Consider the following 22,970-nt stretch of genomic DNA (forward strand, 5'->3'; position numbering starts at 1 on the left):
TTAACTAACCTAATTTATTATACATGTTGTTCCTCTAACTCACTTATTTTCTTGGGCAAATTGAGCTCAAAACCCTCTTTTTTCGAAATTTTAATGGCTTTAAAATACTCTACATACATTCTAGCTATCTCGGACATTGGCAAAGAGCATGCGGCTTTATAATTTGTTTTTCCTAATTGAATTCTATACGCATCGTGAGTAATAATTTTTTCTATAGCATCTGCCAAAGAAGCTGTATTAGAAGGGTTAAAAAACTCGCCGGTATATCCTTCTTCCCGTACTAAAACACTTAAATCTCCTAAGTCTGGTAACACTACAGCATTACCATAACTACCCGCTTGGTGTAACACCCCAGAACTTCCTGTGGTTGAAGTGTACGGAAATACAGTAACTGCACTTTCCCCAAATAGTATTGGTACATCTTCTTCTGCTACATAACCGGTAAAACGTATTTGTGGCACATGACTATATTTTTCTTTCATCTCATCTAAATACCCTGGGGTATTAGGGCTATCCGTTCCCGCTATTACAATTTCAATATCTTCAGAGCACCTTGCTCGTATTAGCTCTACAGCTTCAATTAATATTTCTACCTTTTTATAGGTTCCAAATTTTCCAAATGCCATAACCTGTTTTGGTCCAACTGGCAAAGAGTATTCTGGCTCCGGTGGTGTTTCAAAAGAACCATGCGGAATTAAGGCTATATTCCGAGCTTTATATTTTTTCTCTATAATAGACACATATTTACTTATAGTAACTGCAACTATATCAGAAGCCAAAACAAAACGTGTTAAGGTTGTTCCAATAAAATTATACACCTTCTGTAAAAGTCTGTTTTTTGTAAATCCGGCATTTTCCAAATCTACTTGTTCTAGAATATTATGCAGTAAAGATATTGTTGGAATTCCTTTTAACTTACATAATAGTGGCAACATTAAACCTAAAGCTGCTGGGATTTTTTTATCTCCAAATTTTAAAAACTGAAGATTAAATAATACCGCATCTGGTTTGGTTTGCGAAATTGCCTTATTTACTCTAAAGAGATTAGTATAACTATTAAAATCCCAAGCTTCTTTTACAGTTATCTTACATCCTTTCTCTTCAAAATTTAAGTCTTTATCTTCTACGGTTTTATCTGTAATCAAAACAATTTCGGACACTTGTTCTTGTAATCTAAAATGTTTTACTAAATGATAACCATACTCGGTCAAAGTTACTTTACTCGGGGGATAAGCGGTTACTATTGCTAATTTCATAATTTAAGGTTTTGGGTCAAAAATTTGGATTATTCTATTGCCTTAGATGGCACATTTTTTTTAGTGATAAAGTATAATAGTTGAACCACCAAGAGTATAGACATTGCTATAATTTGCATGTGTACTACCATTTCTAAGTTTTCGTGAAAAAATGCTACAAGAAATACTTGAGACATTCCTAATACTCCAGATAACACAACTGGCACATAATGATCCAAGGATAAAAAGTAGTAGGCAAATATGTTAGAGATTGCAAATAATGATGTAGCCAACGCATATTGCCATAAGAGACTAGCTACAGAAACATAAGCATCTCCAAACATTAGAGTAATTATTAAATCTGGAAAAAAATAACAGCTTAAAACAATTACTGTAGACAATAACCCTATGTAAGAAACATATTTAAACAAAACAGGTGCCGTAGGTTTTCCATCTTTATGCCTTTGTACAACTGTCGGTAATAACAACATTACAAACATCCAAGCTACAAAGTACACTACTCTTCCTATTAATGCGAGAGAAGCATACAATCCTGCATCTAAGGCATTAAAATAATGCTTCACCAAAAGCACATCACTATTATTAATTATTATCTGGGTTAACTCGTAACAGGCCGTTAATAAAATGAACTGCGAAACCCTTTTAGCATTTTCTGGTTGTAAAACGGACTCTTTTCTAAAAGACACTCCTTTAATATCTGACGGAAATAAGCCAAAAAGAAAAGATATTAATATTCCTAAGGCAACCAATATACCTGGCTGAAGCGGAACCAAAAATAATAATCCCATTGTTATTAATAACCTACTCCACATTTCGGTTTGGTAGGTTAAAGAGAGTTTGTTAAATTGTAACTTCCCTTGAAAAGTACCGCGGTTAACACTCATAAAAAAATAACAAGGTATACCTATAGCAAATACAACAAACATCCAATGACTCTCTGTATTAAAAATTTGTTGTAATTGCCTAGAGAAAAACAAAATAACAAGCCCCACAGCAAGTCCAAAATAACTGGACTGTTTGTACATTTTATTTCTAAAATTATTCCATTCGTCCCCTGAAAAAATAACTGCAAATTTTGCCGTTGCTAATTGAAAAGTCATCCCCATAAAGGATAAAACTAACAATAGAGTAACCAACAGTGCAGCCTCTGCAAAAGCAGCTGGTCCTAATATTCTTCCTAAAAACAAATTATACAAGTAATTTCCTCCATTCACGAGAAGAACACTACCCATAAACCATTGTTCAGGGGTTACTTTTTTTAATACTAGTTTAAATGCGGTCATTACTTAAAATATAATGTGTTTTGGTAGTAGTCATCATGTTCATGATTTCCCTATTTTGTCTACCTATAATAGAGATAACCTTGTTTGTTTTTGCAGCATTTCTATATAGCTTTTCTAACATAAAAGCGCCACTTTTATCTATATGCTTAACATTTTCAATATTTAATATAATCTTCTCCGAAGAATGGATTAAAGTTTCAAAATAGTTCTTTAATGAATTCATATTCTGCGAAGAGATATTACCTATAACTTCGAACATTCCATTCTTCTCTTTAATTTCTATTGCCATAGCAAAACTTATTTGGGATTAATATTTGTCATCTGCATTATGCAGTATATAGATAACGTTATTTCCTTATAATATTGTAGTATTTTTCCTATTTTAATAAATATTCAACGCAAATATCTGTTTTTCAACACATTACACAAATCAATGTCTTCAATAAAATTTATCTGCATTACATAACTAACTATAAGTATATGATACTAAAACAGCTACAAAGCTCTACTAACGCTACAAATTACGAATAAACTATTTATAGAAAATTCTTACAAATTCTCTAATAATAATTCAAAAATGGCGTTATCTCCTTGTAATAATTTACTTACTATTATAACTATGTACAAATACGCTTTTATTTTATTGTTTATACTACCCTTAATTTCTTTTGCGCAAAACGACATGACAGAAGGCTTTAAGTTCCTAGAAAAAGGGGATTTTCAGAATGCCGAAGATTTCTTTGAAGGCATTTTACAAAAAGAACCAACAAACAAAACTGCAAGATTATGTTATGGACGGGCGGTAGGTTTAAGTGGAGAACCCAAAAGAGCAAACTCCCTATTCTCTGAATTATTAGAAGAATATCCTGGTGATTTTGAAGTAGAAATTAATTACAACGAATCCTATTTATGGTCTAAAGACTATAAATCTGCAAGACCTTTGTATAAAAAACTAGTTTCTGATTATCCCGATAAATTTGGTGCCGTGCTCGGTTTTGCTAATACTTTAAGTAATCTAAAAGAATATGAACTTGCTTTAGAATGGGTAGATAAAGCTATTGCATTAGACCCAGAAAACAAAAGTGCTTTGGTTTCTAAAAAATATATGCGTTTGGGTTACGCCAACGCCTACGTAAACAATCAGCAATACGCCAAAGGGGAAGAATACTTGCAAAAGATATTTACTGATTTTCCTGAGGATAAAGACGCATTGCAAAATTTAGCAAACCTCTATTTAATAATTAAAAATGTTGATAAAGCTAAAGAGACATACAAAAGATACGCAACTAATGCCAAAGATTCTATAATCGCCTTAAACGGTATAGCGTTGGCTGAGCATATAGGAGAAAAAAACAAAACTGCTTTAGAAATTGCACTAAAATCTAAAAGGGAAGTATTAAAAGTAAGAGATACTCCCTTGACAGAACAAACTTATAATAGGTATGTGCAAGCACTAATATGGAATCAGAAATACAAAAAGGCCCAAAACCAAATAGATAGTTTAATGGTAACAAATCCTAATAGAAATTGGATTATGGCTCTTGATGCCACTTTGGGAATGTACACAGCAAACTTTAAAAAGAGTATTAAAAATTATGACAAAATACTTGCCAATGACAGCACCTCATTTGATGGGAATTTAGGAAAAGCCAATGCCCTATTTGCCTCGGACAAAATTATCCCTGCTTATAAAGCGGCTAAACAAACATTAGTAATTTATAAAAAACAGAAAGATGCCACCAATTTCATTGAGAAACTGGATCTACAATTTACTCCGAACGTAGAAGAACATGCAGCTTATACCTTTGATAATGGTAACAATACAGCATATTCTACTAAAACAACTACTCAATTAGCATTGTCTACAAAGTTTTCTTCTACTTTTTCTTATCAATATAGGTTAACGGAAAATACTGTTACCTTAAACAAGGCAAGCTCTCATGTACTTATTGCTGGTTTACAATATAAATTATTTCCAAAAACCAATTTAAAAACTGTATTCGGAGTTAATAAATCTATTTCAACAGACACGTCGTTTTCTCAACCTGTATTAGATATAAGGCTGCAATTACAGCCAATGCGACTACAAAACTTAGACCTAATATACACTAGGGAAGTTCAAAGTTTTAATGCGGAGCTTATAGAAAGAGAGATTGTAATGAATCACTACGGACTTACCTATAATTTAGGTACTACTTTTAATTTAGGCTGGTATACGCAAGCTATATATACAGAACAAACAGATTCTAATAAAAGAAATCTACTTTTTAGCTCTTTGTACTACAACTTATTTAAAAAACCTGCTGTTAAGATTGGTGTTAACTACCAATATTTAAGTTTTTCCAATCAAGTACCGAGTATCTATTTTAGTCCATCTATATACCAAGCCGTAGAATTTTTTGCGGATGTAAGAGCAAAGTTATCAGATAAATCTTTATATATGATAAGCGCAGCTTCTGGCTATCAAAAAGTTGAAGAAGATCCTATGACTGTAATTTTTAGAGCAGAAACAGGTGTTCAACATCAATTTTCAAAAAGGTTAAGTGGCAAGATTTATGGAAAATATAGTAACATAGCTTCTGCAACTGCGGCTGGATTTCAATTTACAGAAATAGGTTTTAAACTAAAGTGGTTATTTACTAAAAAGCCTTTATTCTATGCTAATCTTCAAAAGAAAATAGCATTAAACTAAGACTTAACAAGGACTGTACTTTAATAGAATAGTTAATAGCTTTTATACCACAAAAAAAACCTATACATCTTTATTCGAGATAAAGATGTATAGGTTTTTTATTATGGAGAAAATATGTAATTTAATAAGGAGGGAATCTTACACTTTATAATTTCAGAAAAACAAAGTTCTTAGCTCAAAAGGTTTAAATGTTTCATAAGTTTAGGTTTATTAGACCTACTTATTGGCACAACACTCTTATCTATTAAGACACTATTATCTTCAATATCAATAATTTTAGTGAAGTTAATTATATACGAGCGGTGTATTTGTAAGAAGACGTCTTCTGGTAATTTTTCTTTTACCTTTTTAAGAGTATTATGCACTTTATACTCCTCTTTCTCTGTTTTTATCTTAATATAATCTCCCAGAGCTTGTATTAAGAGTATGTCGTTGAATTTAAGTTTAATTAATCGGCGATCTATATTAATAAATAACTCACCCAAGTTTGCTGCTCTTGCAACTTTAGATGCATTATTAATAATCTTTTGGTTTTCGATAGCAGTTTTAACTTTAACTATACTTTTCTCAAAACGCTCTTTTGTAAGTGGTTTTATTAAGTAATCTACTATGGCATCATATTCATAGGCTTGTAACGCTAAATCTTTATCAGAAGTAATTAATACTATTTTAGGCGGAGTTTTTAAAGTTTCTACAAAATCAAAACCTGTAAACCCTGGCATATGGACATCCAAAAAAACAACATCAATAGTTTGTTTATTTAAAAATTTTATAGCGTCTATTGCATTTGAAAATTCTTCCTTAATTACAATTTCTGAAGTATCTTCACAAAATTTAGCAACTATAGCTCTTGCTGTTGCCTCGTCATCGACTATAATGCAATTCATCATATTAAACAGTTAAGATATAGTTTTCAATCGTGACTAAAACTCTCAAAAAATCATCTTTGAGTTTATTGCTTCCACGCTTAAGTTCCTCTTCGTAGGCTACTGCTAATTTATATCCTTTTTCTAACCCTAGAATATTAAACTTATGCTTTAGCTTATGTACAATTTCTGCTGTTCCTTTAAAATCTTTACGTTCCGAACAGCTAATATATTCTTGTTTTTCAACGGGAAATTCCCCTTTTACAATATCTAAGAATTTAAGCTCAAATGCTTTATCATTACCGGATAGTTCTTTAATATAATTTAAGTTTGGCTGCTCCATAATCGTTCTTTTATTTTTTTATAGTAAAGTAAAATACGGTCCCTTTTTCTAACTGAGATTCTAACCATATTTCTCCGCTATATATATTTACAATTTTTTTTACTAAAGCCAACCCTATACCAGTTGCATTAGCATTATTTTCAAGTTTTTTAAACATATTAAAGATACTTTCTTGGTATTTTTCTGGTATACCTTTTCCATTATCTTTTACACTAAATTTCCAATAGTCTTTCTTTTCTATGGCTGCTATAATAATTTCGCCTTTTAGTAACCCTTCTGTAGCTTTTACTGCATTGGTAATAAGGTTTTTAAAAAGGTGCTCTAGCTTATATTTATCTTTATACAAAACGGGTAAAGAGCCTTCTATATTTACCTCTATATTTTCGGGGATAAATATGGTATTTTTAATTTCATGAATTAACTCGTTCAAAGAAACGTTAGTTTTTTCTTCCTCATGCGCTTCTAGAGTAGCATGCCTTAAAATACCATCTATTAAATTATCTACTTTTGTTAAATTCTGTGTTACCAAAGAACAATTATATTTGCTCTCTTCTGAAAATTTTTCATGCTCTTCTTCTGCTATCCAACTCATAAGAGTATGCATATTTCTAATAGGAGATTTTAGATCATGAGAAACCATATGTGCATAATTATTCAATGACTCGTTTTGCTCTTCTAAATCATTTAACAAATCGTTTTTTTCTTCTGTTAGTTGTAATATTTTTTTCGTTTGTTGTTCTATTCTGGCAGCGATTTTTATAGCACCAACTTCTTCTTTATTATCATCCAAACCGTTTTCACTATGATCCATTACACGAACCACTTCACTTAAAGAATCGAAAATCTTTTTTTGATTTTTAATTTTTTGAAGTAACTCTCTGTTTGCACTAGATAACTCTTTAGAGCTTATAGTGGTAGACCTCTGTATCATCTCTAATTTATCATCATTATTTTGATAAGATCTACTTACAGCCTGTAAAAAAAAATCCAATTCAGGCATTTCTGCTACATCCGCAGGTAAAAATTTTCGTATTTGTCGTTTTAATAAAGAATGCATTATTCACTAATAAGGGTTAATGTCATAGTTTGGTTATGCAATCTACATTTATTTTGCCCTGCAAAGGGAGCCATTTCTCCGTAGGAATAAAAACCAGATACTTTGGCTTGATTACCAATAACCTCAATTACCTCCTCGACTTCTTCTTCTGAACGTTGATCCATCACCAATTTTCTACCCACACAACTAACCAATAATGCCAATTCTGGTTTTGCTTTTCTATCTCGCATCGCATATTCTGCGGCCGTATAAGCTCCTTCAACTATATCATCTACTGTAGACATCATTAGCTGTACAATAGACCCTTCTGGTATATCTCCTGCTAAAGTCATACTATTTTCTTTTTCGTTAATATTTAAAATAGTACGCACTATAGTTTCTTCTTGGTCTTTTACTTTTACACTTAAAGGATAAAGTAAAGCCGCTTCTGGTAAATCTTTTACTTTATCTCCTAAATATTGCTTATATAGGTCTAATGCCGGTTTTTCATCCAATTCAAACAATACATTATTCTCCGATTTGGTTACTATTCTCTCTGGACCAAAGGCTGTCCATCCTCCATAATTAGCACAACTAACTTCTAAACTTTCTCCATATAAACCTATAACAATAATCTCTCCTTCTTTTGGATTGTTGTTATAAGATGCAATTGTTTTTTCAAATCTAGAATCATCACCACATAGCCCTCCAGAAATAGTTACTTTTTTACTAAGGAATTTCTCTAAACCCATAATAAGTGTGCTACCATTTATTGTACTACCTTCAGATACTACAAAAATATGTCTTAGATTTTCCTCTGGTAACTTCTTTAATAATTCGGTTCCCAATAACTCCACATTTCCATTGTACGTTTTTATATTCGCCTTTTTTACTACGAAAGAACTTTTCTGAAATTCTATTGCTGTAAGGCAAAGTGTATTATCCATGACATTATCTCCTAGAATCTCGCCAGAAGTAGAGCCAAATACAATCTCACCATTTGGATAAATTGATCTAATTTCTTCATAAATATTTTCGTTTTCTAATAAAAATCTATTTCCAAAAACCAATACTAACGGGTTTTGTAAATCCTCATTAGAACCTACAAATTCCCATAAACTATTTTCTTTTTTAACTGCTTGTTGTATTTTCATTTTTGCTTTTTTAAAGTGAAGAAAAAAGTAGTTCCTTTTCCTATTTCACTTTTTAACCAAACCTTACCTTCGTATAGGTCTATTATCTTCTTTACAATAGATAAGCCAATTCCTGTTGATCGTTCTTTATTCCCAATAGATTGGAATATCTTAAATATTTTTTCATGGTATTCCTTTGGTATACCAACGCCATTATCTTTAATACTAAACTCCCAAAACTTAGGCCTTTCAATACAATCTACCTCTACCAAACCTCTTTTTTGCTCTATATGTACTACAGCATTACTTAAGAAATTCTGGATTAATTGATGAATTTTCGTTCGGTCTGCATAAATAGTTGGTAATTTCCTAACAATTACAACCCTAACGTGATCTGGTATATAAATAATATCTGTAATTTCTTTAACTACTTCATTAACATCCACTATAGAGTTGTCTAAATTATCACTCTTTATAGTAGAATATTTTAAAATTCCATCTATAAGTTTGTCCATGGATTCTACCTTTTCTTGCATCATTTTAAGGTTATAAACACCGTTATCATCTAACTTATCTTTATAATCCTCGTACATCCATGTGGTTAACGCACTTATACTACGTAACGGCGACTTTAAATCATGAGAAACTATATGTGCATATTCTTGCAATCCTTTATTACTAGATTCTAAGTCTTTTACTAATTGTATTTTCTCTTCTTCTAACTCTAACTCATGTGTTATATCTTCTATTAAAGCTACTTCATATTCTAATACTCCTTTACTATTCTTAACAGCATTTACAGTTGTTTTTGCTGAAAAGACAGAGCCATCTTTTCGTAAATATTTTTTGTTAATAGAAAAATTATCCATGTTCCCCTCATACATTTTTTCTCTAAGTACTTGAGACTCTTTTAAGCTCTCAATGGAAATAAAATCTTGTACATGTAAGGCCATAAGCTCATCTTCCGAATAGCCTAGCATTTCTTCAATTGTTCTATTACTTTTTATTAAATCACCTTTTACCGTAAGTAAAATACCTAAAGGAGAATTCTCTACTATAATGTCTAACCTTTGCCTTTGTAAATCGAGTAAGGACTTCATTTCAAATTCATAGGTAATATCTCTTAAAACACCTTGAGCCGCTATTGGTTTCCCTGTTTTATCTTTAACTATACTACCATTTATTTCTACATATCTTAGTCCCTTATTTTTTGTGAATATTCTGGGTCTATATCTCTTAATTAAACCTGTGGTATATAATGCTGAAAAAGAATTTATAGAATATTGCTTATAATCTGGGTGTACCAAATCTGTAAGCATAATATTATCTTCTATGGTATATCCCAGAAATTCTTCAGCGGCGGTATTCATTTTTATCATTTTACCACGCAAATCCATTACTATATATGGATCTACAATGTTGACAAAAACATTATCTAATTCAGAGTTCTTTTCTTCTAATAAATTCTCAAGAATTTTATTAGTTTCTTTTAAATGAAGAGAAGTATCATATAACTCTTTTGATTTTTCTTCTAAAATTTTTTCCGCTTGTTGTCTTGCCTTCTTTTGGCGTAGTAATGCCTTTTTTAACAATGTAATATCTTTACTCTCCATCTTGTACAACATCAAATTTAACTTCGGTTCCGTCTTCATTTAGCACCTTAAAACTTACTTTGGCTGTTTTATTAAAGTGTTCAAAACTTTTTTCAATAAGTCCGTGTGCTAGTCTGTATAGACCTCTACTAGAACAATAAATTAAAGAAATCGATTTATCCGTTTTCTCTATAATTTTAAAGGTGGGTAACTCTGCTTCTGGATAGAGTTTTTTTACATGCACATGTATATGGTCCTCTATAGAATATAATAAGGAAATTGGATTATTGTAATTTGCTACTACCTCCGGATGAGCTGTAACTAGACTAGAAAATAAAAATAGGCCAAAAGCATAGATTAAATCATCTATAGGCATTTTAACCCTATTACTTAGATTAGTTATTAAACTAATCATTTCATTAAAATCATAAGTCCCTATCGAAGTATAAATACCTTCAGAAGGCAAATTTGAATCTTCAATAATAGAATCTACCACTTCTAGGCCGAATTCCGATTCTACCATTTCTAAGAACTCTGTAAAAACAATTCCTTTCATTATAAAAAAATTACAAATAATTTCTTCAATAAATGTAGGAATTTTACTCTTTTTTGTAAAATTATTGTTGTGAAACGTTAAATTTAGTTATGCTTTAACTAGCTCATTATTCTCCCAATACGTAAATACACTTTCTAGCTTAGCCTCGTAATCCTCATATTTTAAGGGCTTTATAACATAACCGGCAATTCCAATTCTATAACATTCAAGCAAATCTGCTCTATTCTCAGATGTTGTCAAAACAATTGTAGGAAGATACTTCAGTACTGGGTCTTCTTTTAAAATTCCTAAGAATTCTATCCCACTCATCTTAGGCATATTTAAATCTAAAAGAATAATATCTGGTAGAACCTCATCTGATCTTAGAAAATTAATAGCTTCTTCGCCATTTTTTGCTTCCGTTATTTTGTGCTTTAATTGTAACTTAGAAACTGTTCTATTCAGTTTCATTGTTTCAATAGCATCATCCTCAATAAAAAGTACATTTAACATGTTATAAGATTTATACTACAAATCTCTGTTAAAAGTTTGAATAAAAGAATTAATTATCGGTTAAATGCATATTACCGTCGACGAATGGATTATTGATTTAGGTTAACAACTACAAAACAAAGCATTTCATCGATAAGATATAATAAAATATAGGCTCGCAGGAGCCTAAACTTTTTAGTCCACTATTTCCATTTTCTTTAATAAAAAGGAGGCATTCATGTTTTTACAAATCCCATTTTTGAAAGTATAATCAAAATGTAGCTCGTTATTAATTATTTCGGCATCAAAATAATAGTTCTTTACCTGTGAAAATTCTTTTGCCGATTCGCACAAGCTTAAATCATGAGTAGCAATAATACCGGTAGATTTAGACCGTACTAGTTTTTCTATAAATTTTCTTGAGCCGGTTGCTTTATCTGTACTATTTGTACCTTTTAAAATTTCATCTAAAACTATAAAATAACGATCTAGTTGAATTTGGTCTACAATGAACTTAAGCCTTTTTAGTTCTGAAAAGAAATAAGATTCATCATCGGTAAGCGAATCCGTAGTACGCATACTAGTAATTAACTTTATAGGAGCGTAATTTACCTCTTTAGCACATACTGGTAATCCTAAATTTGCCATGACTATTTGTAAAGAAACTGTTCTTAAAAAAGTACTTTTACCTGCCATATTTGCACCTGTGACAATAAAAAACTGCTCTTTTTCTATATTTATATCATTCAAAATAGTGCTCTTAGGATGTAACAAAGGATGCCCTGCGTCTTTGGCTTTAAGAACAGTACCGTTATCCTGTATAATAGGATAAGCGTACTGAGGATGGTTAAAAGCAAAATTGCCAAGACTATTATATGCATCAAAAAAAGCAATAATATGAAACCATTTTTCTACCGATTTGCCATGCATAGCAATCCATTTTTCAATTTTATAACAAGTAGATAGTCCCCGTAAAAAAAGCCCGTTACCAAAAACCAAATAAACTATATTGTTATTTTGGTCCAAAGCTCCTAAATGACGTGAAAATTCGTGCAAAACTACGGACGTCTTTTTATGGTTCGAGATTATCTCTTCTTTCTTTTTTTGCAATAAAACAGACTTAAATTCTGTATTCTCAATTATAGTTAGCAACTTGTTATACTGTTCAAACGTATTTTGCACTTTTGAGGCGTTAGCCCCTAATCTTGTAATTTTTCTAGTAAAAATGCCTGTTATCCCTAATCCTATAAACATCCAAATTATTAAAGAAGATTCTGGAAGAACATTCATAAAATAGAGTACCAACATTCCTAAAGAGAGTACCGAAAAAACTAAAGGTATATGCTTCATTATTTCTGGCATAAATGGCGTATAGTTTTCTAACCATTTCTCAATAGCTTCTACCTGTGTTTCTGTTTTAGAAAGAGACGCTATTGCGGAATATTCTTGTCGCCATTTAGGTTTCGCAGCGAGTTCCTTAATAGCCTCTTGTTTTTCTGTTATATTATCAATATTATTTTCATTAAACAAATCTGCCAAAGTATTACTACCATGCATTAACGCCGTTCTATTGCAGTATTGATAAAAAGAACCTCTCCCAAATAAATCTATATCTTGACTGTAATGATGTAGCGGATTTTTATATTCTTTACCATCAGGCAGGTGATGAAATTTTCTTTCCTGAACCTGTATCTCCGTTTCATTAATAGCGATTAAAGCTTTTAACTTATTCCGTTGTTTTTGTAAATTACTATGCCTTGTTACCAGATACAAAAAAACTATTACTGTTATTAAAACAACAGCCACTATATATTTGGTATTACCATATAAAAGATAAATTGACAAAGCTGCCATACAAAAAACAAATAAACGTAGCATGCTAGAAGCATACAACTGCTTTTTTATTTTTGTCAATTTACTTTTGTACTTATGTATTTCTTGGGTATAAAAGGAAATTAATTCCTGCATAAAATGTATCGTTTAAGGAAAAAATAGAAAATAAGACTACCTAAGATAATGCATCTAACTCCCCTTTTAATTTCTTCGTAAATTTAGAAACAACCAAATCATAAGAATGATTTATAAGTTCTTCAATTAGGTTGTTAGGAAGTTGTTCCAATAAAAGAGTATTCCAATGCACCTTACTCATATGATAGCCCGGAATAATATTTCCGTCATGCTCTTCTCTAAGCTCTATAGCTCTTTCTGGATTACATTTAAGATTTACTTGCGGTGGTCTTCTTTCCAATGCACATAAAGCAAACATTTTACCCATTACTTTAAAAACAAGCGTATGTTCATCAAAAGGAAACTCCTCTGTTATTCCTTTTTTTCTTATACAGTACTCCCTAAATTCTTCTATATTCATATAACATGCCTATTGCACAGGAACGGAATCAAAAACAATAACTTTTGTCCATAAATGACTAGACTCTTCTATGAATTTTAAGTGTACATCTTCTTCCTGATATTTTTGCTGGGCCTCCGCAGATTCAAAAGTAACAATCAATGAAAAAGTAAATGAACCATCTACAACCTCTCTACTTGCTTTTGGAGGGTATCCTATGAAATTCGTTTTTGCATATTTAGAAGCATTTAAAAACTTCTGTAAAGAAGCCACAAAACTTGCTTTATCTTCTTTACTTTCAGGGTTTTTTAGCCAAAAATAAACGGTATGCGCAAAATTAGAATCGAATTCTTTCATAGTTTTTTTCTCTTGTCCGTAACTGTTTACGGCGCTTATTAATACAATTACAAGTATACCAATCTTTTTCATTTAATTTATTTTTCTAATCATTTTATTATTATTCTATACTCAATTTTCAAATTCTTTACGGTTTTACTCTAAACAAAAATCAGTTTCCAATTAATGTATCCTGCTCCTGGCTCTTAAGTAATTTACTGTCTGGCAACTCTAATTTAGAGTAATCCAATTCCCAACCTATAGTTTCTACTATCTTTTCAATTAACAAAACCGTATCTAAAGCTTCTTTCCTTGCAGATTCCATAAGGCCACTTTCTGGTATTTTATCTTCAATATGCTTTTTTGCTTCTTGGTTAAGCGTGGTTAAATCATCTGGAGTAAAGGTATTAAAAAGCCCGTTTTTAATATCATAAAACTCCAATTCTGGAACTATCGATAAAATTTCTGGTTGCGGAAACTGCTCCAAAACAATTTTTTTGCTCTTTGTATCTGCACGCATAAAAATTTTCTTAAGATCATACCCTATTTGTGCTTTGGCATTTATAACTATTAGAGCTTTCTTTTTACTGCTTACAAGACTTAAAAAACGTTCCTTAGTATTTTCATATTTATAAATTTCTGCAAAATCTCCTTCAACAGAAATTAATTTACAGACACTCCGAATTTTTTCTAACAAAACCGTCGACTGGTGTTTCGTTAGTTGTTTGTTTTCTTTCTTTTTAAAAATAGAATACCCCCAAAATGTACCTACAATACCAAGAAGTAAACCTAAAAAACTTTCTAACATATCTTATTCTCCTTTTCCTATTTTTCCTAAATGGGTAAATTTAAATCCATCTTCATACTTTAAACCATATCCCAGCATTCTATCAAAGGCTGCATGGGAGAATAATATGGTTCCCGCCAATTGCCAAAGTGGTAATTCAAAATATATGCCAATAAAATATAACAAAATGGCTATTCCTTTATGATGAAGCAAATTATACGTTATTGCCCCTATTTTGGAATTTACCAAATATCCTAACATTCCAATGTCCGGTGTTAAAAATAATACTAAAAAAAGCCACCAAGAATATCCTAAGATAGAAAACATAAAAATACCTAAGCCTAACATGCAAAACTCCTCTATCTTTATACTATTTTTCATGGTGTTATTACTTTATATAAAATAGGTTTACTTGGGGAAGCATCATTATGAAACGGTGCCATTTGTAAATCTAACATATACGTACCATCTTCAATAGTATTATTTACATAAATTAATTCTGTAATCGTGGCTTCTTTTCTTGCTTCTCCCGTTATATTCCAAAAAGCCTTATGTACTGCTAATGCGCCACCATCCTTTTCTTTGTCAACGGAAGGTAGATCTATCAATAAATGTTGTATCCCTTTACCAACTAAAAATAATACCGATTCTTCTGTTAAATATGGGGGATTAGTATTTGAATATTGTTTACTTTTTTTATCCTCCAAATTCGGCAAAGTTCGTATTACCAGGGCTTCTCTCTTTTTATTCCCTAAAGCATATTGTAATTGCTTTTTAGATATAATGAAATCTTCCCCTAATTCTTCTGGAGCCACAGTGATTAATTCTGCTAAAAAGAAAAACTGTTTTAACTGCTCATTCACTGAATAAAACTCTTCTGTTATATGACCTAAACATTCTGTATGCGTACCATGCGCATGCGGATTAAATGAAATATTATTAAAATTAGTAGAGCTTCCTTCTGTTACTTTTCCTATAAATTTTCCATCTCTATGAGCTTCTATCATTGGGTGTTTAACATACCACGCATTCACATTAGAAGTATCTCCCTTTAGTGGCATAGAAATATCCAACGGTTGGTGTAAATTAATTTTTACAGTTTTAGTTTTATGTTGAATGGTTGCTAACACAGTTTTTTATTGAAAGATTATATTTAATTCTAGTCTAATTTAACCATAAATAAATCGGAAGCAATTCCGTCGGTTAAAAAATTGCCTTTTCGTGTAACCAACAAAATACTATCCTCCATCTTTATTAAGCCTTCGGATATATGTTTTTTAGATTGCTTTACGATATATTTATAATACTCCTCTCCAAATTCTGACTGAATTCTTTTTAAAGAAACACCCCAAATAGTTCGTAAACCAGTCATTACATACTCATTATAGGTATCCGTAATGGTTAACACCTCTATTTCAGAAGGAAGTTCTCCTACTTCTATTGCTTTTATGTACTTAGGGTTATTAGCTACATTCCAACTCCTATTCTTACCATCATAAGAATGTGCCGAAGGTCCAATTCCCATATACCTTTTTCCTAACCAATAGGCAGTATTATTCTTAGAAAAATAATTAGGTTTCCCAAAATTAGAAACCTCATACCCAATAAACCCTTCTTCCTCTAAACGTTCTTTTAAAATAAAAAAATGTTCTTGCGCCAACGCCTCGTCTAAAGGTGCTAATTGCCCTTTTTTAATAAAACTAGCCAAAGCCGTTTTTGGTTCTACCGTTAAAGCATAGCTAGATATATGTGGAATATTAAAAGACAATGCAGTTTCAATGTTTTGTAACCATCGTTCCTTTGCCATATTTGGCATTCCGTAAATTAAATCGATAGAAATATTATCAAATAGTGCTGTTGCTTCTTTTAAAGATTGATGTGCTTGTGTACTAGAATGTGCTCTATTCATTAACTTTAAATCGTCCTCAAAGAAAGACTGTACACCAATACTTAATCTATTAATGTCTGATGCATGAAGTTGTTGTAACTTTTCAGAGGTTAAATCATCTGGATTTGCCTCTAAAGTAATTTCTGGATTCTCTACAACTTTAAAATTATCATAAACTGTTTCTATAAGTTTATTAATTTCTGAGGTATCTAGCACAGATGGTGTACCTCCTCCAAAATAAATTGTTTCTACAATGGCATCTTTAAACTCCACTTTTCGTTGTTCTAATTCTTTACCAATAGCAGAAAGCATAGCTTCTTTCTTTCCTAAACTAGTAGAAAAATGAAAATCGCAATAATGACATGCTTGCTTACAAAAAGGGATGTGGATGTATATTCCGCTCATTTTATTCAATTAGCAATTAGCAATTAGCAATTAGCAATTAGCAATTAGCAATTAGCAATTAGCAATTAGCAATTAGCAAAATTAAAATATATATGAGAGGTCTTTACTATTAAAAAACATAATTTTAAACAAAGCATTAAAAGTATTGTTCATTGTAAACTGATAATTGTTAATTGGTCACTTTTTACTTTTTACCTTTGTTACCCGAGACTCATTTTGCTTCACAAAAGCGTCCCAACCAGTGTAACTTTTACCAACTTCAATTCTTCCAGAGTTATAAAAATGACACACCGCAGCTGCGAGTCCGTCTGTACTGTCTAAATTTTTAGGTAGTGTTTTTAAACTTAGAACACTTTGCAGCATCTTGGCAACTTGCTCTTTACTAGCATTACCATTACCCGTAACGGCCATTTTTATCTTTTTAGGTAAATATTCCGTAATAGGTATTTGTCTAGATAAACCTGCCGCCATTGCTACACCTTGCGCTCTACCAAGTTTTAGCATAGACTGCACATTCTTACCAAAAAATGGTGCTTCAATAGCAATTTCATCTGGATGGTACGTATCTATAAGTTCTATAGTACGCTCAAAAATAAGTTTTAGCTTGGTATAAGGATCCTTATATTTTTGAAGTAGCAACTCATTTAACTGCACAAATTGCATCTTCTTATTAACCACCTTAATAACACCAAAACCCATTATTGTAGTTCCAGGGTCTATTCCTAATATAATTCTTTCGTTTGCCAAATTTCTTTAATTACTATGTAGTACTATCGGAATTCTATATTTTGTAGTAACAGGAATTCCTTTTTTTAATGCTGGGTCTATTTCTGGTAAGCTCTTAAGGCTTTGTATTATTACGCCATCAAACTCAGGCATTTGCTCTATAATTTTTATATCTTTCTCAATGTCTAAAACCTTTATTTTCCCAATGGTATCAATAACAAAAACCACGTACACTGTGGAATCCACTTCTGGTGTAATAGTAAACTCAAATTCTTTTAATGTGTTAGAAAAATGTGAAACTAGTTCCTTTTCAAAACAAGCTTTTTGTTCTTCTTTAGAAGCAGTTTCATCACAAGTATAAAAAAGCGGGTAATTATCTATAGCATTCCAATTCATATGTAATAATTCTTGGTTTACTAATTGGCGAGTCTTTTCCTCTTTAGATACAAAAGGATTGCAGGAAGCTACGCAGCAAATAACCAGAAAGACCCAAACCTTATTCATTTTATACGATTCTTTGGGCAAATTACAATTTTTTAAGGACTTTAATCTCTCCTAGAATTAAATTACCAAATGCTGCAACGACATCTTAAAAAAGATAATCTTTAAAACATATAAAAACTAAAAATCCGAAGATTTCTCTTCGGATTATAATGTAATATCTGGAATAAATTTTTACTTTTTTAATGTAATTTCTATAACTCCATTTTTACCTTTTTTTCCATATTTTTCAGTAGCCATTTTATCTTTTAAAACATTAATAGATTCTATTCTATCCGTGTCTATTTTTTCCATTTCTTCTTTGGTTATTTCTATCCCATCTACTAAAATTAATGGAGGGTTATCCATTTTAAGTTTAACCGTGTTTTCCTGAATCTCTATACCACTAGATTTTTTATTTACTTCGTTACCGGAAACTAATTTAAAGGTTATAGGTATAGAATAACCTACATCTACATTGTTCCCCTTATGTACTCCTGGTTTCATTTTTGGTAGCTTAGATATAATACGTACAGCCTCCTTTTCTAACAACTCATGAGGCCCTCTTTTTCTAATATTGACTATCTCTCCCGTTTTAGATATTGTGAGCAATATACTTACCCTTCCCTGTATCCCTATTTCTTGTGCCTCCACAGGATAACTAAAATGCTTAGCAATATGCTTCTGCATCATTGTATTAAAACAAGCTCTTTTGTCTTCCTTATTTTCACAGCCTGGAAAAACGGGAACTTTATCTAATTGTGAAAAGGGAACAAAAGGTTTCTCTTGTACTTCTTCGTTAATTCTATAAATATTTTTTGTCCTGTACACTTTTACTGTTTTTTCTCCATCTTTTAGTATTAAATTATGTTCAAAGCCACCCCCCTTAAAAACAGCATCAATCTTAGTGTTTAAAAGTTTAATCTCATTACCCGATAACTTCTTTAAATTTTTCACTTTAAACTCATGAAAATTCTTGGGGTAACTGGATGAAGGTGAAACTAACTCTAAATAATACTCATCTCTACGGAGAGAAATATCTAAATTTCTATCTAAAACACGAAAAGCTTTTTCACGTTTTACATAGCGCTCATACAAAGGTGTAGATGGCAATGGAAGATAATGTTTTGATGCTTTTTGTTCTACATCATCCCCAAAAACAACTTTCGTATTTTTTGCATTTAATTTATACAAAAGAATAGTCTTAAAATATGTTCTTTTAGACCAAATTTCATTTTCTTTTAATTTGTTAGTTTCTTTAATCATGACTTGCATTACCTCCTCTATTGTACCATAAGTCGCAATTTCTTTCTTTATTTCTTTTTCTAACTCTTCTATTAATTTAGCATCTTCTTCTAATTGATATTTATCTGAACTACTATTATTTGCAGTTCCTTGCGCGGAAGAAGTGTAAAACAACATCCCCAATACTAAGGGCACTAATACTAAGTACTTTAATTGATTTTTTCTTTTAGATTTCGATTTTTGCAACATGACTATTCGTTTTTTGATTATTGATGATTTAAAAAATGTATTGATGAATGATATATTTTGGGTCTGAAAAACCTGCGATAACAATATCTGATACTGCTCTTTTTTATTCTTTTTTGATACTTGAGAATCTGCAATAAACTCATGCAATTCGGATATTCTTTTTTGATAGATATAGACCAAAGGGTTAAACCAGTTTATAATACGCATAACCTCAAAAAACATTAAATCGTAGGTGTGTTTTTGTTTTATATGCACTAACTCATGCGCTAAAATACTCTCATAATATTCCTTTTTAATCTGATCTCCCATAAAAATGGTCTTAAAAAAAGAAAAAGCAGAAGTACTCTTTTCTAATAGTACTTGGGTATAATTACTAAAAAACTGAATTTCACCCTCTTTTTTTAATCTTCTAAGTTGATATAATTTATAACCAAAAATTAGAGATGCTATGCACATTCCTATTGCTAAAATTCTATTTTCTAAAGGCATATTCAAAAACCAATTAGAGGCTTTTTCTGTAACAACTATTTCTGGCAAGTCTTGTTGCCATAAATATTCTGGATACACTATAAAATCTTCTGGCAGACTAGTTTTAAGCGCTGTAATTTTTATTACAGGAAGCAACAAAGACAACACATAAGAACCAATAAGATATACCCTATTCCATTGGAAAAATGTTTCTTTCTTTAAAAAAAAATCATATACCATTAGAAAAACTAACTGAAAAGCAATGCATTCTACCACATACTGTATCATTATTCTTCGCTTTTAATATCCTTTAAAATGGTCTCTAACTCTGAAAGGCTCATATCATTTTTCTTCATAAAAAAAGATACCATACTCTTAAAAGAACCCTGAAAATAACCATCTACTATTTTATTTATAGACTGGTTACTATAGTCCGCTTTGGGCACTAAAGCGAAATAAAGGTGCCCCTTCCCTGCTTTCTCATGATCAACAAAACCTTTACTTTCTAAAATTCTAACAATAGTAGATACTGTATTATATGCTGGTTTTGGTTCTGGTAACTCTTCTATTATAGATGCCACATTACATTTTTGTAATTGCCATATAATTTGCATTACCTCTTCTTCTGCTTTTGTGAGTTGTTTCATATTCAACTAAAAGTTTAGTTTTACAAATATAACTAAAAAATTAGTTTAAACTAATTTTTTAGTTACAAATTTTATAATACTCTAAAATTGGGGTTGTATGTGTAACAATAACCATCTATTTTCGTCCTATAGAAAACAACAAGATGGATATCTTTCTCCTAATTATAGGTTTTGCACTTATGTTTATAGGCATCATCGGTAGTTTTCTACCCGTGCTTCCAGGGCCACCCATAGGCTGGTTAGGTTTGTTGGTCTTGTATTTGACGAATGCTGTCCCCAAAGATTATTGGATTTTAGGAGTAACTTTAGCCGTTGCTTTAGTCGTTTGGGCACTAGATTATATAATACCTGCACTGGGAACCAAAAAATTTGGCGGTACAAAAGCTGGTATGATTGGAACTTCTTTAGGATTAATTGTTGGACTTATTGCTCCTATTCCAGGCGGAATAATTATTGGACCTTTTGTAGGTGCCTTAATCGGAGAATTATTAAATAAAGCGGACCAAAAAACCGCTCTAAAAGCGGCTTTCGGTTCTTTTTTAGGTTTCCTTACTGGAACTTTCTTAAAGTTTGTAGTTTCTATTGTATTCTTAGGGTTATTTGTATCTAAAACCTGGGAATACAAAAACGCCTTATTTCCTTTTCTTAATTAAATTATAACCACTCTACCTTTTCTGCTATTGGTTTTCTTGTTGCTTCTATAGGTTCATCATCTGAATATCCCATATAGAAAAACCCCAGACATTTTTCCCCTTCGTTTAGGTCAAAAAACTCATCCATATATTTTATAAGTCCCGGAGAACTCCAATAGCTACCAATTCCCATTTCTGTGCAACAAAGCCACATATTCTGTACTGCCATTGCTACAGCGGCAACTTCTTCCCATTCTGGAACACTTTCTAAAGGGTCTCTTTGCATACAAATAGCAATTACTGCTCCAGCCTTTTTAGGGTTTTCTATAAGTTTTTTAGATTTTATCTGCTTAGGTTTTTCTGTAATATCAATATACGTGTTCGATAAAAACTCCCCTAATTCCCCTTTCTTTTTCCCTTGCAGCACCTTAAATCGCCAAGGTTCAGTCTTCTTATGACTCGGTGCCCAATTGGCAGCATCTAATATTTTTTGAATATCGGTTTTAGCAATCGGTTTATCATTATACTGGACCGGAAAAACGGAACGTCTCTTTTTTATTATATCAAAAATCATTTGTCTTTATTATTTTAAACCATTAAAATAAGCTATTTCAAAGAAAATAGCATTTCTATACAATTAGTTAAGGCTTTATTCCTATTATCCTCTTTCCATACCGCCGAGAGGGTTGCTCGCTGCGGAATATTCTTTAATTCTATAAACTTTACACGCATATGAAACCCATACTGCAATGCTGTAGGGACAATTGCTACACCTAAATTATTCTCCACCAATTTAAAAATGGTATGAGCATGTACGGATTTATGAGAAATATTAGGAGTAAAACCTACATCTTCGCAAATGCTCATTACCGTTTCATAATATAAAGGACTGTAGTCTTGAGAAAAAAGAATAAAATCTTCATCCTTTAATATTTCTACACTATTAAAATCTCTAGTTAAAATAGGAAAAGATTCGGGCACCACAACAGAAAACGTATCCTCTTGCACGGTTTTCATCTGTAATCCTTCTGGTACTCTTGATAAGCGTATAAACCCTAAATCTAATTTATCTTTTACAATAGCATTTATTTGAGCTCCATTGGATAATTCTTCCAGACTTGTTTTAATCTTAGGAAAATTGTCCTTTAACTTTACCAATAAGTTGGGTATTACGCTTTGCATTGCAGAGCCTAAAAACCCAATTCTTACCTCTCCATACTCTCCTCCATCAATAACCTTTAGTTGCTTTGTGGTTACCTCTAAATGATTTAATATAAATTCTAACTCTACTTTTAAATATTCACCCGCAGCAGTTAATGATACTTTCTTTTTACTTCGAATAAACAGTTTCGTGTCCAGAATTTCTTCCATTTGCTTTATCTGCCTACTAAGTCCAGGTTGCGATATACACAACCTTTCGGCAGCTTTTCGGTAGTGCAGTTCCTCAGCTACAGCAATGAAATATTTAAAATGGCGTAACTCTAATTGATAACCTACAGGCATTACATGTGAATTATATGGTATTGGCAGGT

At 31.5% G+C, this 22,970-nt stretch carries 25 protein-coding genes; 2 read left to right on the forward strand and 23 right to left on the reverse strand.

Annotation, left to right across the window (positions count from 1 at the left end; genetic code table 11):
* Positions 1 to 17: 17 nt before the first annotated feature.
* The 3 genes from Q0856_RS02605 to Q0856_RS02615 are packed head-to-tail and all read right to left on the reverse strand — an operon-like array spanning position 18 to position 2,828.
* Positions 18 to 1,256 carry a glycosyltransferase gene (locus Q0856_RS02605; protein WP_298502287.1) on the reverse strand — a complete coding sequence of 413 codons (1,239 nt, stop codon included), beginning with the start codon at positions 1,254 to 1,256 and terminating at the stop codon, positions 18 to 20.
* Positions 1,257 to 1,285: 29 nt separating this feature from the next.
* Positions 1,286 to 2,539, reverse strand: a complete 1,254-nt coding sequence (locus tag Q0856_RS02610) for a sugar isomerase (protein ID WP_298502290.1) — start codon at positions 2,537 to 2,539, stop codon at positions 1,286 to 1,288.
* The gene (locus Q0856_RS02615) at positions 2,526 to 2,828 is read right to left on the reverse strand and encodes an STAS domain-containing protein (protein WP_298502293.1); all 303 of its coding nucleotides are present in this window, start codon (positions 2,826 to 2,828) and stop codon (positions 2,526 to 2,528) included. The genes Q0856_RS02610 and Q0856_RS02615 overlap by 14 nt, the downstream gene beginning before the upstream one ends.
* A 288-nt stretch (positions 2,829 to 3,116) precedes the next feature.
* Between Q0856_RS02615 and Q0856_RS02620 the strand changes: the two genes are divergently transcribed.
* Entirely contained in the window at positions 3,117 to 5,231 is a 2,115-nt protein-coding gene (locus Q0856_RS02620; protein WP_298502296.1) for a tetratricopeptide repeat protein, read from the forward strand.
* A 170-nt stretch (positions 5,232 to 5,401) separates the two neighbouring features.
* Here Q0856_RS02620 and Q0856_RS02625 read toward each other — a convergent pair whose 3' ends face one another.
* From Q0856_RS02625 to Q0856_RS02710, 18 genes are all read right to left on the reverse strand, one after another.
* Positions 5,402 to 6,118: a LytTR family DNA-binding domain-containing protein gene (locus Q0856_RS02625; RefSeq protein ID WP_298503039.1), complete on the reverse strand. Its 717-nt coding sequence runs from the start codon at positions 6,116 to 6,118 to the stop codon at positions 5,402 to 5,404.
* Between the two features lie 4 nt (positions 6,119 to 6,122).
* Entirely contained in the window at positions 6,123 to 6,440 is a 318-nt protein-coding gene (locus tag Q0856_RS02630; protein WP_298473849.1) for an Hpt domain-containing protein, read from the reverse strand.
* A gap of 10 nt (positions 6,441 to 6,450) precedes the next feature.
* Positions 6,451 to 7,497, reverse strand: coding sequence for an ATP-binding protein (locus tag Q0856_RS02635; RefSeq protein WP_298502299.1), 1,047 nt, complete (start codon positions 7,495 to 7,497; stop codon positions 6,451 to 6,453).
* Entirely contained in the window at positions 7,497 to 8,630 is a 1,134-nt protein-coding gene (locus Q0856_RS02640) for an FIST N-terminal domain-containing protein (RefSeq protein WP_298502302.1), read from the reverse strand. Before Q0856_RS02640 ends, Q0856_RS02635 begins: the two co-directional genes overlap by 1 nt.
* On the reverse strand, positions 8,627 to 10,222 hold the full coding sequence (locus Q0856_RS02645) for a PAS domain-containing sensor histidine kinase (RefSeq protein ID WP_298502305.1): 1,596 nt from the start codon (positions 10,220 to 10,222) through the stop codon (positions 8,627 to 8,629). Before Q0856_RS02645 ends, Q0856_RS02640 begins: the two co-directional genes overlap by 4 nt.
* Positions 10,212 to 10,757 (reverse strand): heme NO-binding domain-containing protein, encoded by a 546-nt coding sequence (locus tag Q0856_RS02650; RefSeq protein ID WP_298473860.1) that lies wholly within the window; start codon positions 10,755 to 10,757, stop codon positions 10,212 to 10,214. Before Q0856_RS02650 ends, Q0856_RS02645 begins: the two co-directional genes overlap by 11 nt.
* Positions 10,758 to 10,844: 87 nt before the next feature.
* Positions 10,845 to 11,249 (reverse strand): response regulator, encoded by a 405-nt coding sequence (locus Q0856_RS02655; RefSeq protein ID WP_298502307.1) that lies wholly within the window; start codon positions 11,247 to 11,249, stop codon positions 10,845 to 10,847.
* A gap of 174 nt (positions 11,250 to 11,423) precedes the next feature.
* Complete coding sequence (locus Q0856_RS02660) at positions 11,424 to 13,196, reverse strand: DNA mismatch repair protein MutS (RefSeq protein WP_298502310.1); 1,773 nt, start codon at positions 13,194 to 13,196, stop codon at positions 11,424 to 11,426.
* 40 nt (positions 13,197 to 13,236) lie between these two features.
* A complete protein-coding gene (locus tag Q0856_RS02665) occupies positions 13,237 to 13,596 on the reverse strand; it encodes an MmcQ/YjbR family DNA-binding protein (protein WP_298502313.1) in 360 nt (119 codons plus the stop codon).
* Positions 13,597 to 13,605: 9 nt separating this feature from the next.
* Positions 13,606 to 14,004 carry a Dabb family protein gene (locus Q0856_RS02670; RefSeq protein ID WP_298502317.1) on the reverse strand — a complete coding sequence of 133 codons (399 nt, stop codon included), beginning with the start codon at positions 14,002 to 14,004 and terminating at the stop codon, positions 13,606 to 13,608.
* 79 nt (positions 14,005 to 14,083) lie between these two features.
* On the reverse strand, positions 14,084 to 14,719 hold the full coding sequence (locus Q0856_RS02675; protein ID WP_298473873.1) for a DUF4230 domain-containing protein: 636 nt from the start codon (positions 14,717 to 14,719) through the stop codon (positions 14,084 to 14,086).
* A gap of 3 nt (positions 14,720 to 14,722) precedes the next feature.
* On the reverse strand, positions 14,723 to 15,079 hold the full coding sequence (locus Q0856_RS02680; protein WP_298473876.1) for a DUF4260 domain-containing protein: 357 nt from the start codon (positions 15,077 to 15,079) through the stop codon (positions 14,723 to 14,725).
* Positions 15,076 to 15,828: a cyclase family protein gene (locus Q0856_RS02685; RefSeq protein ID WP_298502320.1), complete on the reverse strand. Its 753-nt coding sequence runs from the start codon at positions 15,826 to 15,828 to the stop codon at positions 15,076 to 15,078. The genes Q0856_RS02680 and Q0856_RS02685 overlap by 4 nt, the downstream gene beginning before the upstream one ends.
* A gap of 29 nt (positions 15,829 to 15,857) precedes the next feature.
* On the reverse strand, positions 15,858 to 16,991 hold the full coding sequence (hemW, locus tag Q0856_RS02690; RefSeq protein WP_298502322.1) for a radical SAM family heme chaperone HemW: 1,134 nt from the start codon (positions 16,989 to 16,991) through the stop codon (positions 15,858 to 15,860).
* A gap of 177 nt (positions 16,992 to 17,168) precedes the next feature.
* On the reverse strand, positions 17,169 to 17,738 hold the full coding sequence (gene ruvC, locus Q0856_RS02695) for a crossover junction endodeoxyribonuclease RuvC (RefSeq protein ID WP_298473884.1): 570 nt from the start codon (positions 17,736 to 17,738) through the stop codon (positions 17,169 to 17,171).
* 6 nt (positions 17,739 to 17,744) lie between these two features.
* A complete protein-coding gene (locus tag Q0856_RS02700; protein ID WP_298473886.1) occupies positions 17,745 to 18,221 on the reverse strand; it encodes a hypothetical protein in 477 nt (158 codons plus the stop codon).
* A 171-nt stretch (positions 18,222 to 18,392) separates the two neighbouring features.
* Positions 18,393 to 20,447: a M56 family metallopeptidase gene (locus Q0856_RS02705; RefSeq protein WP_298502325.1), complete on the reverse strand. Its 2,055-nt coding sequence runs from the start codon at positions 20,445 to 20,447 to the stop codon at positions 18,393 to 18,395.
* On the reverse strand, positions 20,447 to 20,806 hold the full coding sequence (locus Q0856_RS02710) for a BlaI/MecI/CopY family transcriptional regulator (protein ID WP_298473892.1): 360 nt from the start codon (positions 20,804 to 20,806) through the stop codon (positions 20,447 to 20,449). Before Q0856_RS02710 ends, Q0856_RS02705 begins: the two co-directional genes overlap by 1 nt.
* 143 nt (positions 20,807 to 20,949) lie before the next feature.
* On the opposite strand from Q0856_RS02710, the gene Q0856_RS02715 reads away from it, so the two are divergent.
* Positions 20,950 to 21,459 carry a DUF456 domain-containing protein gene (locus Q0856_RS02715; protein ID WP_298473895.1) on the forward strand — a complete coding sequence of 170 codons (510 nt, stop codon included), beginning with the start codon at positions 20,950 to 20,952 and terminating at the stop codon, positions 21,457 to 21,459.
* A 1-nt stretch (position 21,460) separates the two neighbouring features.
* Here the strand turns inward: Q0856_RS02715 and Q0856_RS02720 are convergent, their stop codons facing one another.
* Both Q0856_RS02720 and Q0856_RS02725 read right to left on the reverse strand, forming a co-directional pair.
* Complete coding sequence (locus Q0856_RS02720) at positions 21,461 to 22,012, reverse strand: nitroreductase (RefSeq protein WP_298502328.1); 552 nt, start codon at positions 22,010 to 22,012, stop codon at positions 21,461 to 21,463.
* Between the two features lie 32 nt (positions 22,013 to 22,044).
* On the reverse strand, positions 22,045 to 22,941 hold the full coding sequence (locus Q0856_RS02725; RefSeq protein WP_298502331.1) for a LysR family transcriptional regulator: 897 nt from the start codon (positions 22,939 to 22,941) through the stop codon (positions 22,045 to 22,047).
* Between the last annotated feature and the right edge of the window lie 29 nt (positions 22,942 to 22,970).

The organism is uncultured Maribacter sp., from assembly GCF_947496775.1.
GTDB lineage: Bacteria > Bacteroidota > Bacteroidia > Flavobacteriales > Flavobacteriaceae > Maribacter_B.